Origin of the sequence: Microcoleus sp. LAD1_D5 (assembly GCF_036702115.1) — a bacterium.
Classification (GTDB): domain Bacteria; phylum Cyanobacteriota; class Cyanobacteriia; order Cyanobacteriales; family Microcoleaceae; genus Microcoleus.
In genome coordinates, this window is record NZ_JAUBSA010000022.1 from 13,643 (window position 1) to 29,538 (window position 15,896).

The 15,896-nt window shown below is 46.3% G+C and carries 14 protein-coding genes; 5 read left to right on the top strand and 9 right to left on the bottom strand.

The genetic code is table 11. The annotated features are described in order from the left end of the window. Window positions 1-96: 96 nt before the first annotated feature. Window positions 97-798 (bottom strand): diacylglycerol/polyprenol kinase family protein, encoded by a 702-nt coding sequence (locus QUA70_RS11795; RefSeq protein ID WP_445251637.1) that lies wholly within the window; start codon window positions 796-798, stop codon window positions 97-99. A 305-nt stretch (window positions 799-1,103) separates the two neighbouring features. On the opposite strand from QUA70_RS11795, the gene QUA70_RS11800 reads away from it, so the two are divergent. Together QUA70_RS11800 and QUA70_RS11805 are read left to right on the top strand one after the other, a co-directional pair. Then, window positions 1,104-1,385 carry an antibiotic biosynthesis monooxygenase gene (locus tag QUA70_RS11800; protein ID WP_333347847.1) on the top strand — a complete coding sequence of 94 codons (282 nt, stop codon included), beginning with the start codon at window positions 1,104-1,106 and terminating at the stop codon, window positions 1,383-1,385. A 53-nt stretch (window positions 1,386-1,438) separates the two neighbouring features. Continuing rightward, the gene (locus QUA70_RS11805; protein ID WP_333347850.1) at window positions 1,439-1,945 is read left to right on the top strand and encodes a DinB family protein; all 507 of its coding nucleotides are present in this window, start codon (window positions 1,439-1,441) and stop codon (window positions 1,943-1,945) included. Window positions 1,946-2,256: 311 nt separating this feature from the next. Here the strand turns inward: QUA70_RS11805 and bicA are convergent, their stop codons facing one another. The 3 genes from bicA to QUA70_RS11820 form a co-directional block, all read right to left on the bottom strand. After that, a complete protein-coding gene (gene bicA, locus QUA70_RS11810; protein ID WP_333347853.1) occupies window positions 2,257-3,930 on the bottom strand; it encodes a bicarbonate transporter BicA in 1,674 nt (557 codons plus the stop codon). 377 nt (window positions 3,931-4,307) lie between these two features. Beyond that, window positions 4,308-5,255, bottom strand: coding sequence for a glycosyltransferase (locus QUA70_RS11815; protein ID WP_333347855.1), 948 nt, complete (start codon window positions 5,253-5,255; stop codon window positions 4,308-4,310). A 105-nt stretch (window positions 5,256-5,360) separates the two neighbouring features. Further along, window positions 5,361-5,831 (bottom strand): tetratricopeptide repeat protein, encoded by a 471-nt coding sequence (locus QUA70_RS11820; RefSeq protein WP_333347858.1) that lies wholly within the window; start codon window positions 5,829-5,831, stop codon window positions 5,361-5,363. Window positions 5,832-5,906: 75 nt separating this feature from the next. On the opposite strand from QUA70_RS11820, the gene QUA70_RS11825 reads away from it, so the two are divergent. Continuing rightward, the gene (locus QUA70_RS11825) at window positions 5,907-7,250 is read left to right on the top strand and encodes a glycosyltransferase family 4 protein (protein ID WP_333347861.1); all 1,344 of its coding nucleotides are present in this window, start codon (window positions 5,907-5,909) and stop codon (window positions 7,248-7,250) included. A 34-nt stretch (window positions 7,251-7,284) separates the two neighbouring features. After that, window positions 7,285-9,207 carry a hypothetical protein gene (locus QUA70_RS11830; RefSeq protein WP_333347864.1) on the top strand — a complete coding sequence of 641 codons (1,923 nt, stop codon included), beginning with the start codon at window positions 7,285-7,287 and terminating at the stop codon, window positions 9,205-9,207. A gap of 304 nt (window positions 9,208-9,511) precedes the next feature. Here the strand turns inward: QUA70_RS11830 and QUA70_RS11835 are convergent, their stop codons facing one another. Beyond that, the gene (locus QUA70_RS11835) at window positions 9,512-9,658 is read right to left on the bottom strand and encodes a hypothetical protein (protein ID WP_333326430.1); all 147 of its coding nucleotides are present in this window, start codon (window positions 9,656-9,658) and stop codon (window positions 9,512-9,514) included. A gap of 319 nt (window positions 9,659-9,977) precedes the next feature. Then, a complete protein-coding gene (upp, locus tag QUA70_RS11840) occupies window positions 9,978-10,613 on the bottom strand; it encodes a uracil phosphoribosyltransferase (RefSeq protein ID WP_333347866.1) in 636 nt (211 codons plus the stop codon). 607 nt (window positions 10,614-11,220) lie between these two features. Here upp and QUA70_RS11845 point away from each other — a divergent pair. Beyond that, window positions 11,221-11,793 carry a DUF4360 domain-containing protein gene (locus tag QUA70_RS11845; protein WP_333347869.1) on the top strand — a complete coding sequence of 191 codons (573 nt, stop codon included), beginning with the start codon at window positions 11,221-11,223 and terminating at the stop codon, window positions 11,791-11,793. 130 nt (window positions 11,794-11,923) lie between these two features. Here QUA70_RS11845 and QUA70_RS11850 read toward each other — a convergent pair whose 3' ends face one another. The 3 genes from QUA70_RS11850 to QUA70_RS11860 all read right to left on the bottom strand — a co-directional run bounded on the left by QUA70_RS11850 (window position 11,924) and on the right by QUA70_RS11860 (window position 15,587). Next, complete coding sequence (locus tag QUA70_RS11850; RefSeq protein WP_333347872.1) at window positions 11,924-13,171, bottom strand: URC4/urg3 family protein; 1,248 nt, start codon at window positions 13,169-13,171, stop codon at window positions 11,924-11,926. Beyond that, window positions 13,168-14,250 carry an adenylate/guanylate cyclase domain-containing protein gene (locus QUA70_RS11855; RefSeq protein ID WP_333326413.1) on the bottom strand — a complete coding sequence of 361 codons (1,083 nt, stop codon included), beginning with the start codon at window positions 14,248-14,250 and terminating at the stop codon, window positions 13,168-13,170. The genes QUA70_RS11850 and QUA70_RS11855 overlap by 4 nt, the downstream gene beginning before the upstream one ends. Before the next feature lie 89 nt (window positions 14,251-14,339). Further along, window positions 14,340-15,587: a GTP cyclohydrolase II gene (locus QUA70_RS11860; RefSeq protein WP_333347875.1), complete on the bottom strand. Its 1,248-nt coding sequence runs from the start codon at window positions 15,585-15,587 to the stop codon at window positions 14,340-14,342. Window positions 15,588-15,896: the final 309 nt, after the last annotated feature.

Genomic DNA, 15,896 nt, shown 5'->3' on the forward strand with positions numbered 1-15,896 from the left:
GAAGTTACAAAACTCACCCGACTTGGTTTATAGCAATTGCGAAATTTTGAATTCATACCTGTATCCAGCAACGCGGCCCGTGGGGGGAAGTTCAGATTACACATTACCAATTATCAAAAATTGATTTAGGAAAAAGGCGATCGCCCCACTGCCGATGGGCACAGTCAGATTGTCAATTCCCAGCTTGGAAACCGACTCCAAAGTAGCAGCAGCCAAAGCTACAACAGCAGACACAGCCCAAGTTTGCCAAATATTGCCTTGAACCGTCAGCAAAATCAAACTGCTAACAGCAAAACTCACCAAATACATAGTTGCAGAACCTTCCCAACTCTTTTGGATTCCCCAAACTCGATAAATATGTTTGCCGTATTTCTGGCCGATGACAGCAGCCAATCCGTCGCCCCAAGTCATGACTAAAATGCCCAAAGCAGCGTATTCCTGATGTTGCAGCGGCCAAAACCAAGCCACGAGAACGCTGATACTAACAGCATAGAAAAAAGTCCCCAAACTCTTCCGGTTGATACTGTTAAGACTGGGCAAAATCGGAACTTGGTAAGAAATTAGGGCGATCGCACCTGCTAAAACCCCCGCCGAAATCCCCACCCAACCGGGTATTTCCAGCCACCAAGCCAGCAAAATCACATTCCCAGTACCGATGTGAACAACCTTCCGCGATACTTCAGGATCGACAGAAGTAAAGCGATTTAAGCCCTCAGCTACCAGTAAAATCAAGCCCAGCCACACTCCCACGAGGGAAATTTGCAACCACACAGTCGGAATTTCAGAAAATATAGACACGATATTTAGGAAAAACTTATTTACATCAGGCACTATTTACTACTTTACAGTCCTGGACGCATAACCTCTATATGTAGGGTGCGTTGTGCATGGAGTCTTACCGCTATAATTTGCGCGTCAAACCACTTGTTACGTAAGTCCTGATACATAAGTATGTCATTGCGACCGAAGGGAAGCAATCGCTTGCATTTATGACAGCTTTGCATTTTGAACGTGGGGCGATCGCAATTTAGGCAAAAAAATGTGCGATCGCCTGTTATAATTTGCAGCATCACAAACTTAAAGTTCCAATAAACTTTATTGCTATGCAGTATGTCTTAATTATTCATGAAGTAGAAAATTATGAAGCTTGGAAACAGGTATTCGATCGTGCTGAAAGCATCCGAAAAGAAGCTGGAGAGCGCTCCTATCAGGTCTTGAAATATGACAATGAACCAAACAAAATTGTTCATTTCTCCTCGTGGACATCAACCACAGATGCAAGAGCGTTCTTTGAGTCGCCTGCACTGGTTAAAATTAGAGAGGAAGCGGGAGTTAAAGCTCCTGAATTTATTTATCTAGACCAATTAGAGTCAGGAGTCTTGTGAAAGACATATTTGTATAATTTAAGTTGTTAAAACTATGTGGTTAAGTTTTGAGTATGTACGACGGTAGCTACTACCAGCTAATGGCCGAGTACAATTGCTGGATGAACCAAAAGATATATTCGGTCTGCTCGGCAATTCCTGATGAACAGCGCAAACAGGATATGGGTGCCTTTTTCAAGTCGATTCATGGCACTTTGAATCACTTACTGTATGGTGACAAAGCATGGATGGGTCGTTTCACTCTTCACCCATTTTCGGGTACCGTTATCGGTCAAGAACTCTATGCTGAATTTGAGGTTTTGAGAGCAGAACGGGAGACAACGGATCGGCAAATTCTAGAATGGTCTAGACATCTTAATTCTGACTGGTTGAGTCAACCGTTTGAGTACACAAGCAATGTAGATGGTAAATGCCGCGTGCTACCGACTTGGGTTCTGGTGACACATATGTTTAATCATCAAACTCACCATAGAGGGCAAATTACCACACTACTCAGACAACTTGGCTACGACCCAGGCGTTACAGATATTCCGTGGCTACCTGCTATATCAATCGAATAATTTCTGGTTGTATAGCTACACGCCAGAAGACTCGGCGGTTATAACTTCGTCTACATTTGCCTCTCGTCCTAGCAGAGGGGGACTGAAGAAAATCAAGAATTCATATCAATTCTGGTTGCATGAGCGAGATGATTGTTGACTGTTGGCTGTTGGCTGTTGACTAAAATTATGCTTTCGAGCTGACTGTTTCGACATTTGAAGAATACCGATGCAACCGGAAAGGAGATGAAACGATCGATCGAGCCATAAAAATAGCAGGAGAAACTGGCACTCCTGCTAAACCACTACTATTTTGGCGAATTCGCGCCTTGTTACACCGGCACTCCCAAGGGGATGCCTTTGTTGCCAACCACAGCGACGGCTTGTCGCAAGGCTGCGGTACGATCGCTCATGACATGCTCTGGCGCGATCAGATCCAACAATCCCAACTTCTGCAAGCGCTGCTGAATTTTCTCGCTGGCACCGACGATGTAAACCTGCAAACCCTTATCGCAGGCATCGCGGATCGCATTTTCGATCGCCAGCGAAGCCGTCACCCCCAGCATGGGCACAGCACTCAGATCCATCACCAAAGCATCCGCATCCTTCATAGCATTGTGTTCGCGGGAGATCGCCTTCGACAACCCAAAAATCATCGGGCCGCTCAAGCAGAACAGCAACACGCGCCCCTTACCCTGATCCAAGAGTTGCTTCTCCTCCTCACTGATGAGAACCTCATCATCCGTATCCGAAATCAGCTTCACTCCCGCAGACTGCAAACTACTCAACCGTTCGATAGTCAGGATATTGGCAATAAAGACGCCCACACCCACCGCCACAATCAGATCCACAAACACAGTCAAAAACAGCACCCCGTACATGATCAGGGAACCCTTAACAGATACTTTGTGCGATCGTTTCAGGAAACTCCAGTCAAGAATATCAATCCCCACCTTCAGCGCAATCCCCGCCAACACCGCCATCGGAATCGGTTCAGTTAACTTCGCCGCCCCCAAAACCACCACCAGCAACACCAACGCCCGAGTTAAACCCGACAACGCCGAAGTCGCGCCTGTTTGGATATTGACCACAGTTCCCATCGTTGCCCCGGCGCCCGGTAAGCCACCGCAGATACCCGATACTATGTTGCCAATCCCTTGACCGATCAACTCCTTATCGGACTTGTGCTCCGTCCGCGTTAGACTGTCCGCCACCACCGCCGTCAGCAAGGTATCGATACAGCCCAGCATCCCCAGCATCACCGCATCCACAAACATCACCGTGATTTGACCGGGGGAAAAAGTCGGCAATTGCAAGGGGGGCAGTCCCACCGGAATTTCGCCAATTCGGCGAATATCGGTGCCCTGAAACACTGTCAGGGAAATTACCGTCCCGACAATCAGCGCTATCAATTGCGGGGGCACGATTTTCTTCAGCTTTTTGGGCATCAGGAAAATAATTGCCACCGTCAAGGCACCCAGAATTGCTTCCGGCGGATTTACGTTTGCCAGCAACTGCGGAATTGCCATAAAAGTGCCCAAAACACCGCCCTTGGGAGGGGCTTGACCCAGAAACGGTGCAATTTGCAGAATGATCAAAATCACGCCAATTCCCGACATAAAGCCGGAAATCACGCTGTAGGGCATCAGGGTGACGTATTTCCCTAGCTTGAAAATACCAAAAATGATTTGAAACAACCCCGCCAGCATCACAACGGTAAACGCCATTGCTAGCCCTTGTTCGGGATTGCTGGCGGTGAGGGATGCGACGATCGCAGTCATCACCACAGTCATCGGCCCTGTGGGTTCAGAAATCAGTGTTGGGGTGCCACCAAACAGCGCCGCAAAGAAGCCAACGCAAATGGCACCGTACAGTCCCCCGATCGGCCCGATTCCCGAAGCGACCCCGAAGGCGAGGGCAAGGGGCAGCGAGACGATGGCAGCCGTGACACCGCCGAAGATGTCGCCCTGGAGATTATTAAAACTAATCCGATTAGTGATTGACATGAGTGGTGCATTAATAAACTAGACAGAATTTAACAATGCTGACTTTGAGCCCTTCACCAAGTCTCAGGGCCAAAGTTTTCCCGAATGGCATGATCGATAACAAAAGCAGGGCAGACCCAAAGAAAGATCTGTACTTGTCCCCGATCGATGTCAAAGTCGTAAATACTTAATTTTCAGTATTTCTTAATTTCTTAATTTAATGTAAAACGTGTCCGATCAAATTTTTATTTTTTTCCAACTCTCTCAACGAGCCCGGCAAGTTCTCCATCTAGCAAAATCTGAGCAAATCTCAATGCCAGACCACACTCCTTGCTATAAGTAAAATTAATATATATTATTTTTTAATTGTGATAATTAGTAATAACTATTATTGATGGTTATTTCACCAACTCCCGCACAAACTCAAACGCCCTGGGACGCAACTCGACGGGCAGCAACGACAATCCCAAACCCGCCCACATTTTCGCTGCAGAAACAGACTTTCCCGCCCGCACCATCAGGCGCCCTTTTGCAGTTTCACCCACCTCAATCAGCCGCAAGCCTAACGCTAATTGAGTTTCGGCAATCCTTTTGAGCCTGACTGTTTCCAACTTCTCCGACTCAAACTCGTAGCCGGTCAAATAGCGCAATTTATCACTTAAATACGGAATTGCCCGATCGACTCCTTGCTGTCCTGCATGAACTCGATACTCCATCAATAGCTCCGGCAAGTAATAGCATTTTTTGCCCGCAATCGCAAGTCTCACAAACAAATCGTTATCTTCGCAATTTTGCAAATTCGGCCGCAGAAATCCGACTTCTTCCAGCGCGCGGCGCCGAAACAAACTCGCCCCTATTTGCAAACTTTGTCTGAGAAAAACTGCCGAGAGCAAATCTTCAATAATTCCAGCCGACAACTCGGTGCGGCCCCACCGCTGCGAATTGAGTTTCGTCTGGTTTTCGTCAATATAATTGTTAATGTCGATCACCCAGTGATCTGTACTGACAAAATCGATGCTGGGGTCTTTATCTAAAATAGCAGATGTCCGCTCTAGAAATTGCGCGCTCAGGCGATCGTCATCGTCAAACTTGATAAAATATTTTCCCCTTGCTGCCGCAAAGCCCGATCGCATATTATTACTCTTGCCGATATTCTGCCGGTGGCGAATGTAGCGAATCCCGCGATCGACAAATTCCGACATCAACAGAGGAGTGCTGTCAGTAGAACCGTCATCACAGATAATTAATTCAAAATCTGTATAACTTTGAGCTAGCACGCTGGCTATCGCACAAGCCAGCAGATGCACTCGATTGTAAGTAGGAATGCAAATGCTAATTTTCGGCACAAATTTATACTATTTTAGATTTGAAATCGTCGTAAAATTTTGCAATTCAATCCAGAGAAAAGAACCACCAATGCCCAATGCCCTATGCCCTATGCCCTATGTATTTTAACTCAAACGAGCCGTACATTCGAGAATTAACTTTTGATTCACCAAAGCAAACGGTTGAATTTCCAAAGCGCGACGAAAAGCTTGAATAGCATTTATGTATTCTCCCAAGGCAGCGTAGCACAAACCCAGACCGTGCAACGCCCCAAAATGCACCGGGTTCAGTTTGAGGACAATTTCGCAGTCGTGGATCGACTTTTTATAATTTCCTTGGCTATAGTGAAGTACGGCGCGGCGGTTCCAAGCTTCAGCAAAATCCGGCGCTTCCGCAATCAGTTTCGTCAGCAAATCCAAAGCGTGGTGAACATCGCCTGCATCTAACGAAACTTGCGATCGCCTGAGAATTTGCATCCCATAGTCACCCTTCTGGTTAAACCAAGTGCGCCAGAGTTCAGTAGTTGCCCGATCCCGCACGATTTCGTCGGACTTTTTCAAGTCTTCCAGCAGCGCCTTAACAGATAATTCGTCCATAGGTGCGAAGATTGTTAAAAAGATTTTATCAATCAATTTTATCGCTTGGCGGTAACTTTATTTATTCCAAATCCCATGAAGATTTTGATGCTTTCCTCGACTTTTCCCTATCCGCCCAGCCGCGGAGGAACTCAGGTAAGGACATTTAATTTATTACAATACTTGAGCCGGCGGCATGATGTAATTCTCGGCACTGTACGATCGCCCGATGTCACCGATGCACAAATCGACACATTGCGCCAACAAGTCACAGAATTAGCAGTTTTTCCCAACCCGCAATTACCCCCCCAACCCCCCCTTGGCAAGGGGGGGCTAACTCTGCACCAGGGGCTTGAGGAGGGCTTCTTGCCTCCCCCCCTTAATAAGGGGGGGACTGAGGGGGGGTTCTCTGAAATAATAGGAAAATTCCACAGATTTGGTCGATTTGTGTTGTCCGGGACACCTCCGAACGTACTCTCAAGCTACTCCCAAGCAATGCAGAATTGGGCAGACGAATTGGTAACAGCAGGCAAATGCGATGCTGTCACCTGCGAGCACAGCGTTAACGAGATTTACGTGCGTCCAGAATGGCGGCAAAAACTGCTGACAGTGGCAAACATTCACAGTTCCGTTTGGGGAACTTGCAGGGAAATGTTAGCCACCGGCACCTCGGAAAAACCCCTGCGCGATCGACTAAATTTACCGCTACTCGCCCGCTACGAAAAACGCTACTGTTCCAAATTCTCCCGCATTGTTGCGACAACATCCACAGACAGAGAGCAACTCCTAGAATTACTGTTGCCTCCGGTTCGAGTGCGAGGAAAACAAGATTTTTTTGTACCTCCCATAGATGTAATTCCTAACGGCGTGGATTTAACTCAATTTCCGTATCGATCGATCGATCCGGGAGGACACACCTTAATTTTTGCAGGCGCAATGAACAATTTGCCCAATATTGACGCGGCGCGGTTTCTCAGTTTGCAAATACTGCCACCTTTGCAGCAGCGCTATCCCGATGCTACCCTCACCTTAGTAGGGGCTTCGCCAGTCCCGGAAGTGCTCGCCTTGGGGAAACTTCCCGGAATTCAAGTAGTAGGTCGGGTGCAAAGGGTGGCAGAATATTTGCATCAAGCTGCTGTTTGTGTGGTGCCGATGCGGATTGGTTTTGGGATTAAAAATAAAACTTTGGAGGCGATGGCTGCGGGAACTCCCGTGGTTGCTAGCGATCGAGGTTTGGAGGGTTTAGCCGTCGATGGCGACCCACAACTGATCAGGGCCTTGCGGGCGAACAAAGTTCAGGAGTATGTTGAGGCGATCGTCAGTTTGTTTGAAAATCAGCAGCTAAGACAGGAGCTCTCTGTCAGCGCTCGATCGCTCGTTGAAAGCCAATACACTTGGGATATCATAGGTCGGCAGTACGATCGGCTATTGCAATTTTAAACTCTAAATTCTAAAATCTAAATTCTAAAATGGCATGATGGAACACAAAATTAACCCCTCAAAAAATCGAGCCAAACCCCCAGAAAATCGCCAAGTTGCTCCTCCTCCGACAAGACGCCGGCGCCAAACCCGACGCCCCAAAAATCTTCAAGAGTCCCAGCTTCCAATACCTACTCCCCGAACTCGCGCCAGATACCCCTGGAAAAGACTGATAGCTAATTTGACAGCCCTCAGCGTCTTGTGTGGCTGTGCAGCTTTGATGGGAGGCGGCGCTTGGCTGAGTTATCAGCTAATTGTCGATCCCAATGGCAACAAGTTGATCTCTCAGTTTGTGCCGGAATGGTCGCGCCTGCCTACAGGTAGCAGAGATTCGATCCAAACTCTCGATCAAATCAAAGCCAGCATCCGCAAATTGGGATTCGTAACCGGAGAACCCCTGCCGCTTCCCGTCGATCAATCCCGCGATAATTCTATTTCCGATTTGCTATTGCCGGTGATGGTAGAAAGAACTGTTAAGGCTTCTACTGTTTGCAAAAATCCTTGTCGTCAAATTGTCGAACTTCGGGTGTACAAGCGGGTGCAGCTTCCCGATCGCAGTTCCGATAAAGAGCAGTATTTTCAGCTAGCAAGTTCTGTGAATCTAGAAGGCCCTGCGGAATCTTTTGTCATTGCTTCTTTAGCTGACTCTACATCTAACAATCAAGCCTCCAATCAGTCCCTACCCCTAACAGAACTGCGGCGATTTGACGGAAAGCCCCCCGCATCGGGCATTTGGTTTAATGTCAGCGGTCAACTAAAGCAGGGCGAAAAGAAAATTCCCTACGGACAAGTCGTTCGCTACAATCCCAGCCAAAATCATTTAATGCCGCTGTTGGAGTGGGCGAGTGCGGCCGGACAACCGCCGAATTGGCAGCAAATTGTTAAGGGCGAAAACCCCCAGTTGGCGATCGACCAAACAGTTGGTTTAGAGCCGCAATTTACCCTTTATCAAATTGGCCCGCGCAAATTTTTGCCGAACCCCGTTCAGTTAACGGCGATTTCTTTAGAAGAAATTGCTTTCAATGACGAGACTTACAAAAATGGGTTGCGACTGGCGAAAAGCGGGCTGTGGTCTCCAGCATTAAATGTCATGCGTTTGGCGAAGGGGAAAGCTGGCAAAAATTGGCCCGCAGTCGCGCAAGCTCAGCTAGAAACGATCGAATTTCACGCTAAAATTACTCGGGCGCAGGCGATCGCATCTTGGGCCAGTCCCGGTCAACAAGTTCTCGCAGAATTGATCGACGGCCGCTGGAGCGAAGCTTTGCAAGTATTTGAAGCCGATCCGAGCAACAGTCACGAAATAGCCACTACCCTCAAAAATGACGGCGGGCGGATCTGGAACCGCATAGACGCCGCCTTGAGAGTGAATGCCGCGGACGCGGATGTCAAGGCTTGGGGCGCTCTGATTGTAGCTTCTCAAGACGGAACTCGCGAGGCGATGAATTGGCTCGACCAGCAATCAGATACTGACAGCGAAACAAGAAGTCGAATTCGGAATTTGGTCAACAAACTTGAGGAAGCAGTTTCTCAGGCTGAAAGTTTAGAAGCCCACAAAAGTCAAATTATGGGTTCTGCTACTTTAATTAACAGTGTCAATCCCGCTGAGTGGCTGGAACCAGAACCGACTAATGAGTTAAAATTGGCAGGAGAACAAGTTTGGTATCAGGTGCAAGTAGCGAGTTTTTACGATGGTAGCCGCTGGGTTAATTCGCCCTTTTCAGATGTAGAAGTGCGCTCTTTTCCTGCTACTCAAGTTAAGTGGCTCTGGGGGCGGCTGGGATTACAGGCTGACCCCAAGATTAAGATTGAGGTAGCGATGGCTAACGGTCAACAAAGAGTTGCTGTGGGAACGGTGAAAGCAGTGCAGATTCAAGACGGAAGTCTGCGCTTGCTGGCGGCTGTTGACAAGCGATCGTAATCTGGCAGAAAGCATTCGGCAGATAGAACAGTCCCGGAGGCACTCTTGACACAAAGAAACCGGGTTTTTTTACCATTTCTGCCGATTGCAACAAAAGTATTTTCGTAAAAAAACCCGGTTTCCTTCCACCCGTGCGTCCAAAACTAGGAATAAGGAAAATGCTTTCTTCTCCCCCTCCCGCAACTCCGAAAGAGGCGCAATCTCAAAACTCTTTCCCTCCCCACTTATCGCTCTTGGACAACAATGCAGACAAAAATTTGGTTAATTTAATTAACGCCACTTGCACACAACAAACTCAGAGATGTCAAAGCGCGCCCTTTTTAGAGAGTGCTGCAATCATCTGCCGTTTCACCGCTTTAGCCCAAAGCTCAAACTCCAAACTGTTGATATTGTTAATTTTCAATTCCTCAACAGGCTGAGTTGGGGCTTCTTTCTGTGCTGTAGTCTCCATTCTTTTTTCCTCGTCCAAAAAATGTTAGTAGTCGATCGCAAACGGTTAGCATCATACATCTATCTTATGAACTAATTCCTGCGATTAATTACACTAAAGGCAGAGATTTGATCCATAAGATGCAATAAATACATCTAGATAATGCAATTTACGAATTTAATGTAAGAAAACCCTACAATCCTTGTTATATATAGGCTTTTCCTGACATTAAAATTTTACAATTTAGATTGTATGGCACTATCAAACCAATAGTTATGTTAGTAAACTTATTTTTAAATGAATGTATTGGCATATACAGCAGAAAATAATTGGATTGAATTCACATAGTGCCGTAAAGTCGATCGCCCGCATCTCCCAGTCCAGGTACAATATAGCCGTGCTCGTCTAAACACTCGTCAACTGCCGCCGTATAAATCTGCACGTCAGGGTGTTGTTCGTGAAAGTGCCCCACTCCCTCCGGTGCCGCCAGCAAGCACAAAAATTTAATAGACTTCGGATTAACTTCTTTCAGCCTATCCACTGCCGCCACTGCTGAATTACCAGTAGCCAGCATCGGATCGACAATTAAAACATCTCGCTGTTCGATATCCTGGGGAACTTTGAAATAATATTCGATCACCATCCGAGTTGTCGGATCGCGGTACAAACCAATATGTCCTACCCTCGCAGACGGAATCAGCTCTAAAATACTATCTAACAGTCCCTGACCTGCGCGCATAATCGAAATAATCACAATTTTCTTTTCTGCAGCCAGCACCGGTGCATTCATTTTGGCGATCGGGGTTTCTATTTGTTCGTATTTTAGTGGCAAATCTCGCGTCACTTCATAGGCGAGCAGCATCCCAATCTCTTTCAGCAGTTGGCGAAATTTCGCCGTACTCGTTTGAGTTTGCCGCATTAGAGTTAACTTGTGCTGTATCAAAGGATGGTCGATGACAGTAACTTTAGCAGTCATTTTTTTGAATAATTAATTTGCTTTATTCTAACTTATCAGTTATTGAGGCATTCTTGACGCGAAAAAAACCCGGTCTCTGCCGCCCTTCCCTCCAGGAATACTTATATCAAACCCCTATTGAAAACACGAATATCGCGCGCATAAAATTCGCTCCGACAATTGCCTTTCACCCGCCCAGTGCGACACTAAGTATGCAAGGTTTGAAAATACACAAATATGTCATTATCTCGTTTCCTCTCCTTCCCGCACTCTTCCTAAGAACGCAGATCCGGGCCTAAAAGCCTCCCCACTGGTTTCGCTGTCTCGCGCTCCATCCAAGCCCAATAACACAGATCCGGAGTTTCGCACCGAAATCTTCCGGAACTTTTACCAACCGATATGAATCTTAAGAAGTATCAACATAAAACCTATTCTTTCGATTAATTCACTAATCGAAAAAACCTGAATAGGAACTGCACATGAGGTCATAAGCTTGGCTTGACTGGCTTTTCATCTTGCAACATGAAGGCGGCAATATCCAAGTTTAAAACACATTACCTAAATTCAGTTCCATTTTTTTAGGGTGCTCCTAACACACAACTTTACTTATGAAGTAAGGAGAACATCCATGAAGTTTGTAAAACTATTGCTAGCTACGGCATTAATGACTGCTTCTATCAGCCCCGCCTTGGCTAATCCTACCGTTCAAATTTTAGGTGCAAGCTACGGCGGTAGCGGTTGCCCAGATCGATCCGCCAGCGTCAGCGTCAGCCCCGACGGTCAAGAACTCACAATCCTATTTGACAAGTTTGCAGCCTTGGGAAATGTCTCAACAGAAAGCCGGAAAAGCTGCAATCTGAGCATTCCCATCAAAGTACCCCAAGGCTACCAAATTTCTATCTACGATGCTGATTATCGCGGCTACGTTGCTCCCAAAACCACAGGCAACCTGCGAGCAGAATACTTTTTCGCTGGAGCTCGCGGCCCAGTTTATAATCGGAATCTCAGCGGCGAAACTAACTACAATGTTCGAGATAGCTTAGCCACTATAGCAAATGTTTGGTCTCGCTGCGGCGACAGTGTAAATATGCGAGTAAATGCTGCGATGACAGCCCGCGGTGCCGGCATGGCCACCGTTGACTCCTTCGATTTGGCTCATCGCGGTTTAGTTTATCACGTCAAATATCGCACTTGCCGCTAAGCAGCTTGTTGGGAGTGTAGTGTGAGGTATAGTTTTTAGGTTTGAATTTTGAATTTTAAGTTGGAAGAGGGGATAATTTTCCCTCTTCCTTCTTTTTGCGTACTCTCGAAGCCGAAGGGCTTTCTTCCCTCTAAAACACAGTGCCGTCACTTTCAATCTGAATTGGCGGCACTCCACCAGCCCTCAATTCGACGGCAATTTTCCGCCCCGCCGCCCAAGTTCCTCCTTGCAAAATCTTCACCAGCGGCAATTGATCCGCACTCAAATGCAGCTTTTCTCGAATAGCTGCGGCAATTTTATCTAAAAGATTGACAGTGAGCGATCGCCATTCTACTATAACTTCCGAACCAGGCAAGTAACTCTGTTCAAAAATAGCCGAATCTTTTGCCTGCAGCAGCCCGATATCCAAACATAAACCGCCGTTGCGGTACTCCGGCAATCCCGTTAACTCATCCAATCCGGCGACTTCTAAACCAAGTTTTTGCAGCGGTTCCAACAGCGAATAAGTCAACCACTGCGAGAGTTTGTGAAACGGCACAAATTCATCTCCCAGATTTTCTCCTGTTAAAGCCGGATGCAGCCAAACATCGCCTAAATTAACGCCACCAATTGCATATCTTCCCGGCCAAATTTCCCCAAAACCTGTCAAAACAGCTTTCAATACTTCAGTAGCATTCACAGTGTTGACTCCACAAACCCGATTGTCTAGCAAGTATTTTGCTAAATTGCCGGGACGCGGGTTTTCGCTGCCAAATAATAATGGATGCTGGCAAATCGCATTTCCCAAACGCTGCAATAATTCTAATCTGCCTCTTAAACCAACTAGCGGATTGTCTTGACTTACCTGAAATCCTGCCGCTAAGGTTTCTAGTTTTAATTGAGAAAGTCCGCGAGAATCAGCTTGCCAAGGAAAATCGGGATTGCTGGAAAAAACACCTTGACAAAACATCCGCAAGCTGGCTATTGCTAACCCTTCAGAACGGCGGTAAACCTGTCTAGTTTCAGGTTCGCAATACTGCCAATCTGCACCAGCACCGGCATCAAGCAAAACGCTGATAATTGCTAAATCAAATTTGATCTTAGCTTGCTCTATGAGTGCAAATTCTGCTAAAGCTGTATCCAATTCGGCGATTCGCGACAAGTTGCCAGCTTCAAAATGTCGCCAGCGACTGTGAAAGGGAATGTTAAAATCGGGATATTGTTGGCGCGTTGTGTCAATTACATAATTTGCTGCTTTGTCGAGTTGGGACAAATCGACGCGGAAGTAGCGAAGTTTGTCCTGGCGGGCTAAATCAAAAAGCCGATCGCACTTTTGGCGAATAGCAGCCGGCGTTCTCAGATATTCTACAGTCTCAAATTCAATATTGGGCCACTTCATGCAACCAAACACCGGTAAACATCGTTTTCTTGAAAAAAGTCAAACTGACTGTAATCTAAAAGATTATCTAAAATCGCATTTTTATCGATTTTTATCAGCTTATATTCCCACTTCGACCCGCTGACTTCGCGTTTTATTTGATCGGAAACTATGACCGAATTTCTTTCTCTACCCGGAGATATTATTTTACTTAAATCTTCCAGCCTGTCTGCTATGTGAATATCTTTTCCGTAAGTGCAAGACCGAAATATATATAAATTTCCCTTAGCAACTCCCACCGACAAGCCACAAGGTATTTGATTAGCGTCAATAAAAAGTTTCCAATTCTCGCACAGACTTTCCATTGCAGCTAAGGCTGAGTGAGATTCCGGGAAAGTCAACAAATGCGAATCGCCAACAATACTCCGAATTGTGCCGCCATATTCTTCGCAAATTGTTTTTTCAAAAGTATCAAAGTTGGTGAGCAAATATTCAACATCTTTGATAGAATTAGATTCTTGATAAGGAATAAAACCTCTCAAATCTGCTTTAATTATTGCTTGATTTTTTATGATTCGCGTTTTGTAACTTTGGTCAACTTTGTAGACTTTTTCAGGTTCGCTCATCCCTTTCAAAGAAAACTCGTTGACAAAAGACGTTTGCACTTCTGCTTTGTTGAGCGCCAGCCATGCTGCTTGGGACAAATATATTTCATCCGGCGGAGTTACTGATTCTATGCGCGCTGTTAAATTCACCGTATCGCCAAAGATATCTTTATCTTGATGCAAGACATCTCCTAAAGTAATCGAGACGCGAATAGCCAATCGTTCGTCGTTCGCCTTGCTAGATTGTTGCGATCTCAATTCTTGCTGCATTTCTATGGCTGCTACAGCCGCTGCTGTGACGCTGGGAAAAATTATCCAAAATGAATCACCTTCCCCTTTAATCACGCTGCCTTCATTTCTGGTGCTAATATCTGAAATAAAATTTTTATGCTCATTTAACAAACTACTTAAGTCCGACTGAGATAATTTTTTAACTCTGACGGTATATCCGCAAATATCTGTTTTTACGATCACAGTAGAACGCAAATTAGCCATAACCAACCCTGACTGATCAAAAACCAGCAATAAATTTTATTTAGTAAAGACGCGATTGTTCGCGTCCGATCGCTCGCGTCTTTGCCCTCTCAATCTCCTAAATCGCGTCCGATCGCTTCTGCAAGAATTGTAGCATCTGGCACCGGGTCTGGCGTGTAGTAGCCCGCGGCTTTTTTGGCGACAATTTCGACTTGTGCATCTGCGGGAATCCAATCTTCAGGAATGGGGATGCGATCGACCACCTGAATGCCAGAATTGATAATCGCATTGTATTTCATATCGCTCATAGAAACTAAACTGTCAATTCGAGAGATACCCAACCAGTGCAGCACGTCTGGCATTAGTTCTTGAAACCGCATATCTTGAACTCCCGCCACACATTCAGTGCGCGTAAAATAGGCATCAGCGCGATCGCCGCCTTCCTGCCGTTTTCTGGCATTGTACACCAAAAACTTAGTCACTTCCCCCAAAGCTCTCCCCTCCTTGCGGAAGTAAACTATTACCCCAGAACCGCCTGATTGTGCCGTTTGGATGCAAATTTCCATCCCGTGTACCAAATAAGGGCGACAAGTGCAGATATCGGAACTGAAGACATCAGAACCGTTGCATTCATCGTGTACCCGTACCGCCAACTGCTTATCCGGGTCAGAAATATTCGCGACATCGCCAATAATATAAACCGTTGTTCCGCCAATTGGTGGCAAGAAAACGTGCAAATCCGGCCGCGTCACTAAGTCCGAGAACATTCCGCCTGTTTGCTCGAATAAGACACGGCGGAGAACGCTTTCTTGGACGCCGATTCGCCGAGCAATTCCAGGCAAATACCACACCGGATCGATCGCAATTTTAGTTACTGCTAAATTGCCACCTTCTTTGACTATTTTGCCATCAATTTGCACTCGCCCCTTAGCGATGGCATCTTGCAATTCCGGCATATTAATGTGAGCTTTAGTGACAGCAATTGTCGGTCGAATATCATATCCTTGCTGGAGAAATGAAGTATAAACTTCGCTAACCAAACCCCCAAAGGGATCGAGAGAAACAATCAAATTGCGATCGCCCCAACTCGGGTGAGGCCCGATGTGTGCGGCCGGAGAGGTGTTGGTAAAATCGGGGCGGTGATCTGCTTGGAGTGCGCCGGAAGCAACTGCTAGCGCGCGATAAACAGAGTAGGAACCCGAATGAGTGCCGATCGCATTCCGGTGAGACGATTTAATGAGGCTGCCAATCACAGGCCCCCGTTTCAGCGGATCGATTTCTCCCCAGTAAATGGGATGAGGTTTTGTGCCAGATCTGTCGGGATGGGATGTTAAAACTATATGCTTGGGTTTTGACACAGTTGTTTTTGGCTCTTGCTATGGATGCTGCTGTTGGTTGTAAGCCGAATCGCCATCTGAAACAGTGATTTATCATACCAACAGTACAAACCTCCCTGGTTGAAACAATCGCGCTACCCACATACAACCCTTTCTAGGCTTGGGTTTCAGGATAACAGGAGGTTTGACTCGGATTTGATATAAGTCCAAAGTTCAATCTTTTCCAGTATAGCCAACACCAAAGACAGCACAACAGTCAAAGGCCAATGTTGAAGTTTTAACAGATGAGAAAAAAAAAGATTTGAGATTCTCAGCAGCCGAGGTGCAGTC

Bases quoted from the DNA above. Each gene is read 5' to 3' on its own strand.
- bicA (WP_333347853.1), bottom strand. From the start codon at position 3,930: ATGTCAATCACTAATCGGATTAGTTTTAATAATCTCCAGGGCGACATC.
- upp (WP_333347866.1), bottom strand. From the start codon at position 10,613: ATGACTGCTAAAGTTACTGTCATCGACCATCCTTTGATACAGCACAAG.
- QUA70_RS11830 (WP_333347864.1), top strand. From the start codon at position 7,285: ATGATGGAACACAAAATTAACCCCTCAAAAAATCGAGCCAAACCCCCA.
- QUA70_RS11835 (WP_333326430.1), bottom strand. From the start codon at position 9,658: ATGGAGACTACAGCACAGAAAGAAGCCCCAACTCAGCCTGTTGAGGAA.
- QUA70_RS11845 (WP_333347869.1), top strand. From the start codon at position 11,221: ATGAAGTTTGTAAAACTATTGCTAGCTACGGCATTAATGACTGCTTCT.
- QUA70_RS11820 (WP_333347858.1), bottom strand. From the start codon at position 5,831: ATGGACGAATTATCTGTTAAGGCGCTGCTGGAAGACTTGAAAAAGTCC.
- QUA70_RS11825 (WP_333347861.1), top strand. From the start codon at position 5,907: ATGAAGATTTTGATGCTTTCCTCGACTTTTCCCTATCCGCCCAGCCGC.
- QUA70_RS11800 (WP_333347847.1), top strand. From the start codon at position 1,104: ATGCAGTATGTCTTAATTATTCATGAAGTAGAAAATTATGAAGCTTGG.
- QUA70_RS11855 (WP_333326413.1), bottom strand. From the start codon at position 14,250: ATGGCTAATTTGCGTTCTACTGTGATCGTAAAAACAGATATTTGCGGA.
- QUA70_RS11850 (WP_333347872.1), bottom strand. From the start codon at position 13,171: ATGAAGTGGCCCAATATTGAATTTGAGACTGTAGAATATCTGAGAACG.
- QUA70_RS11805 (WP_333347850.1), top strand. From the start codon at position 1,439: ATGTACGACGGTAGCTACTACCAGCTAATGGCCGAGTACAATTGCTGG.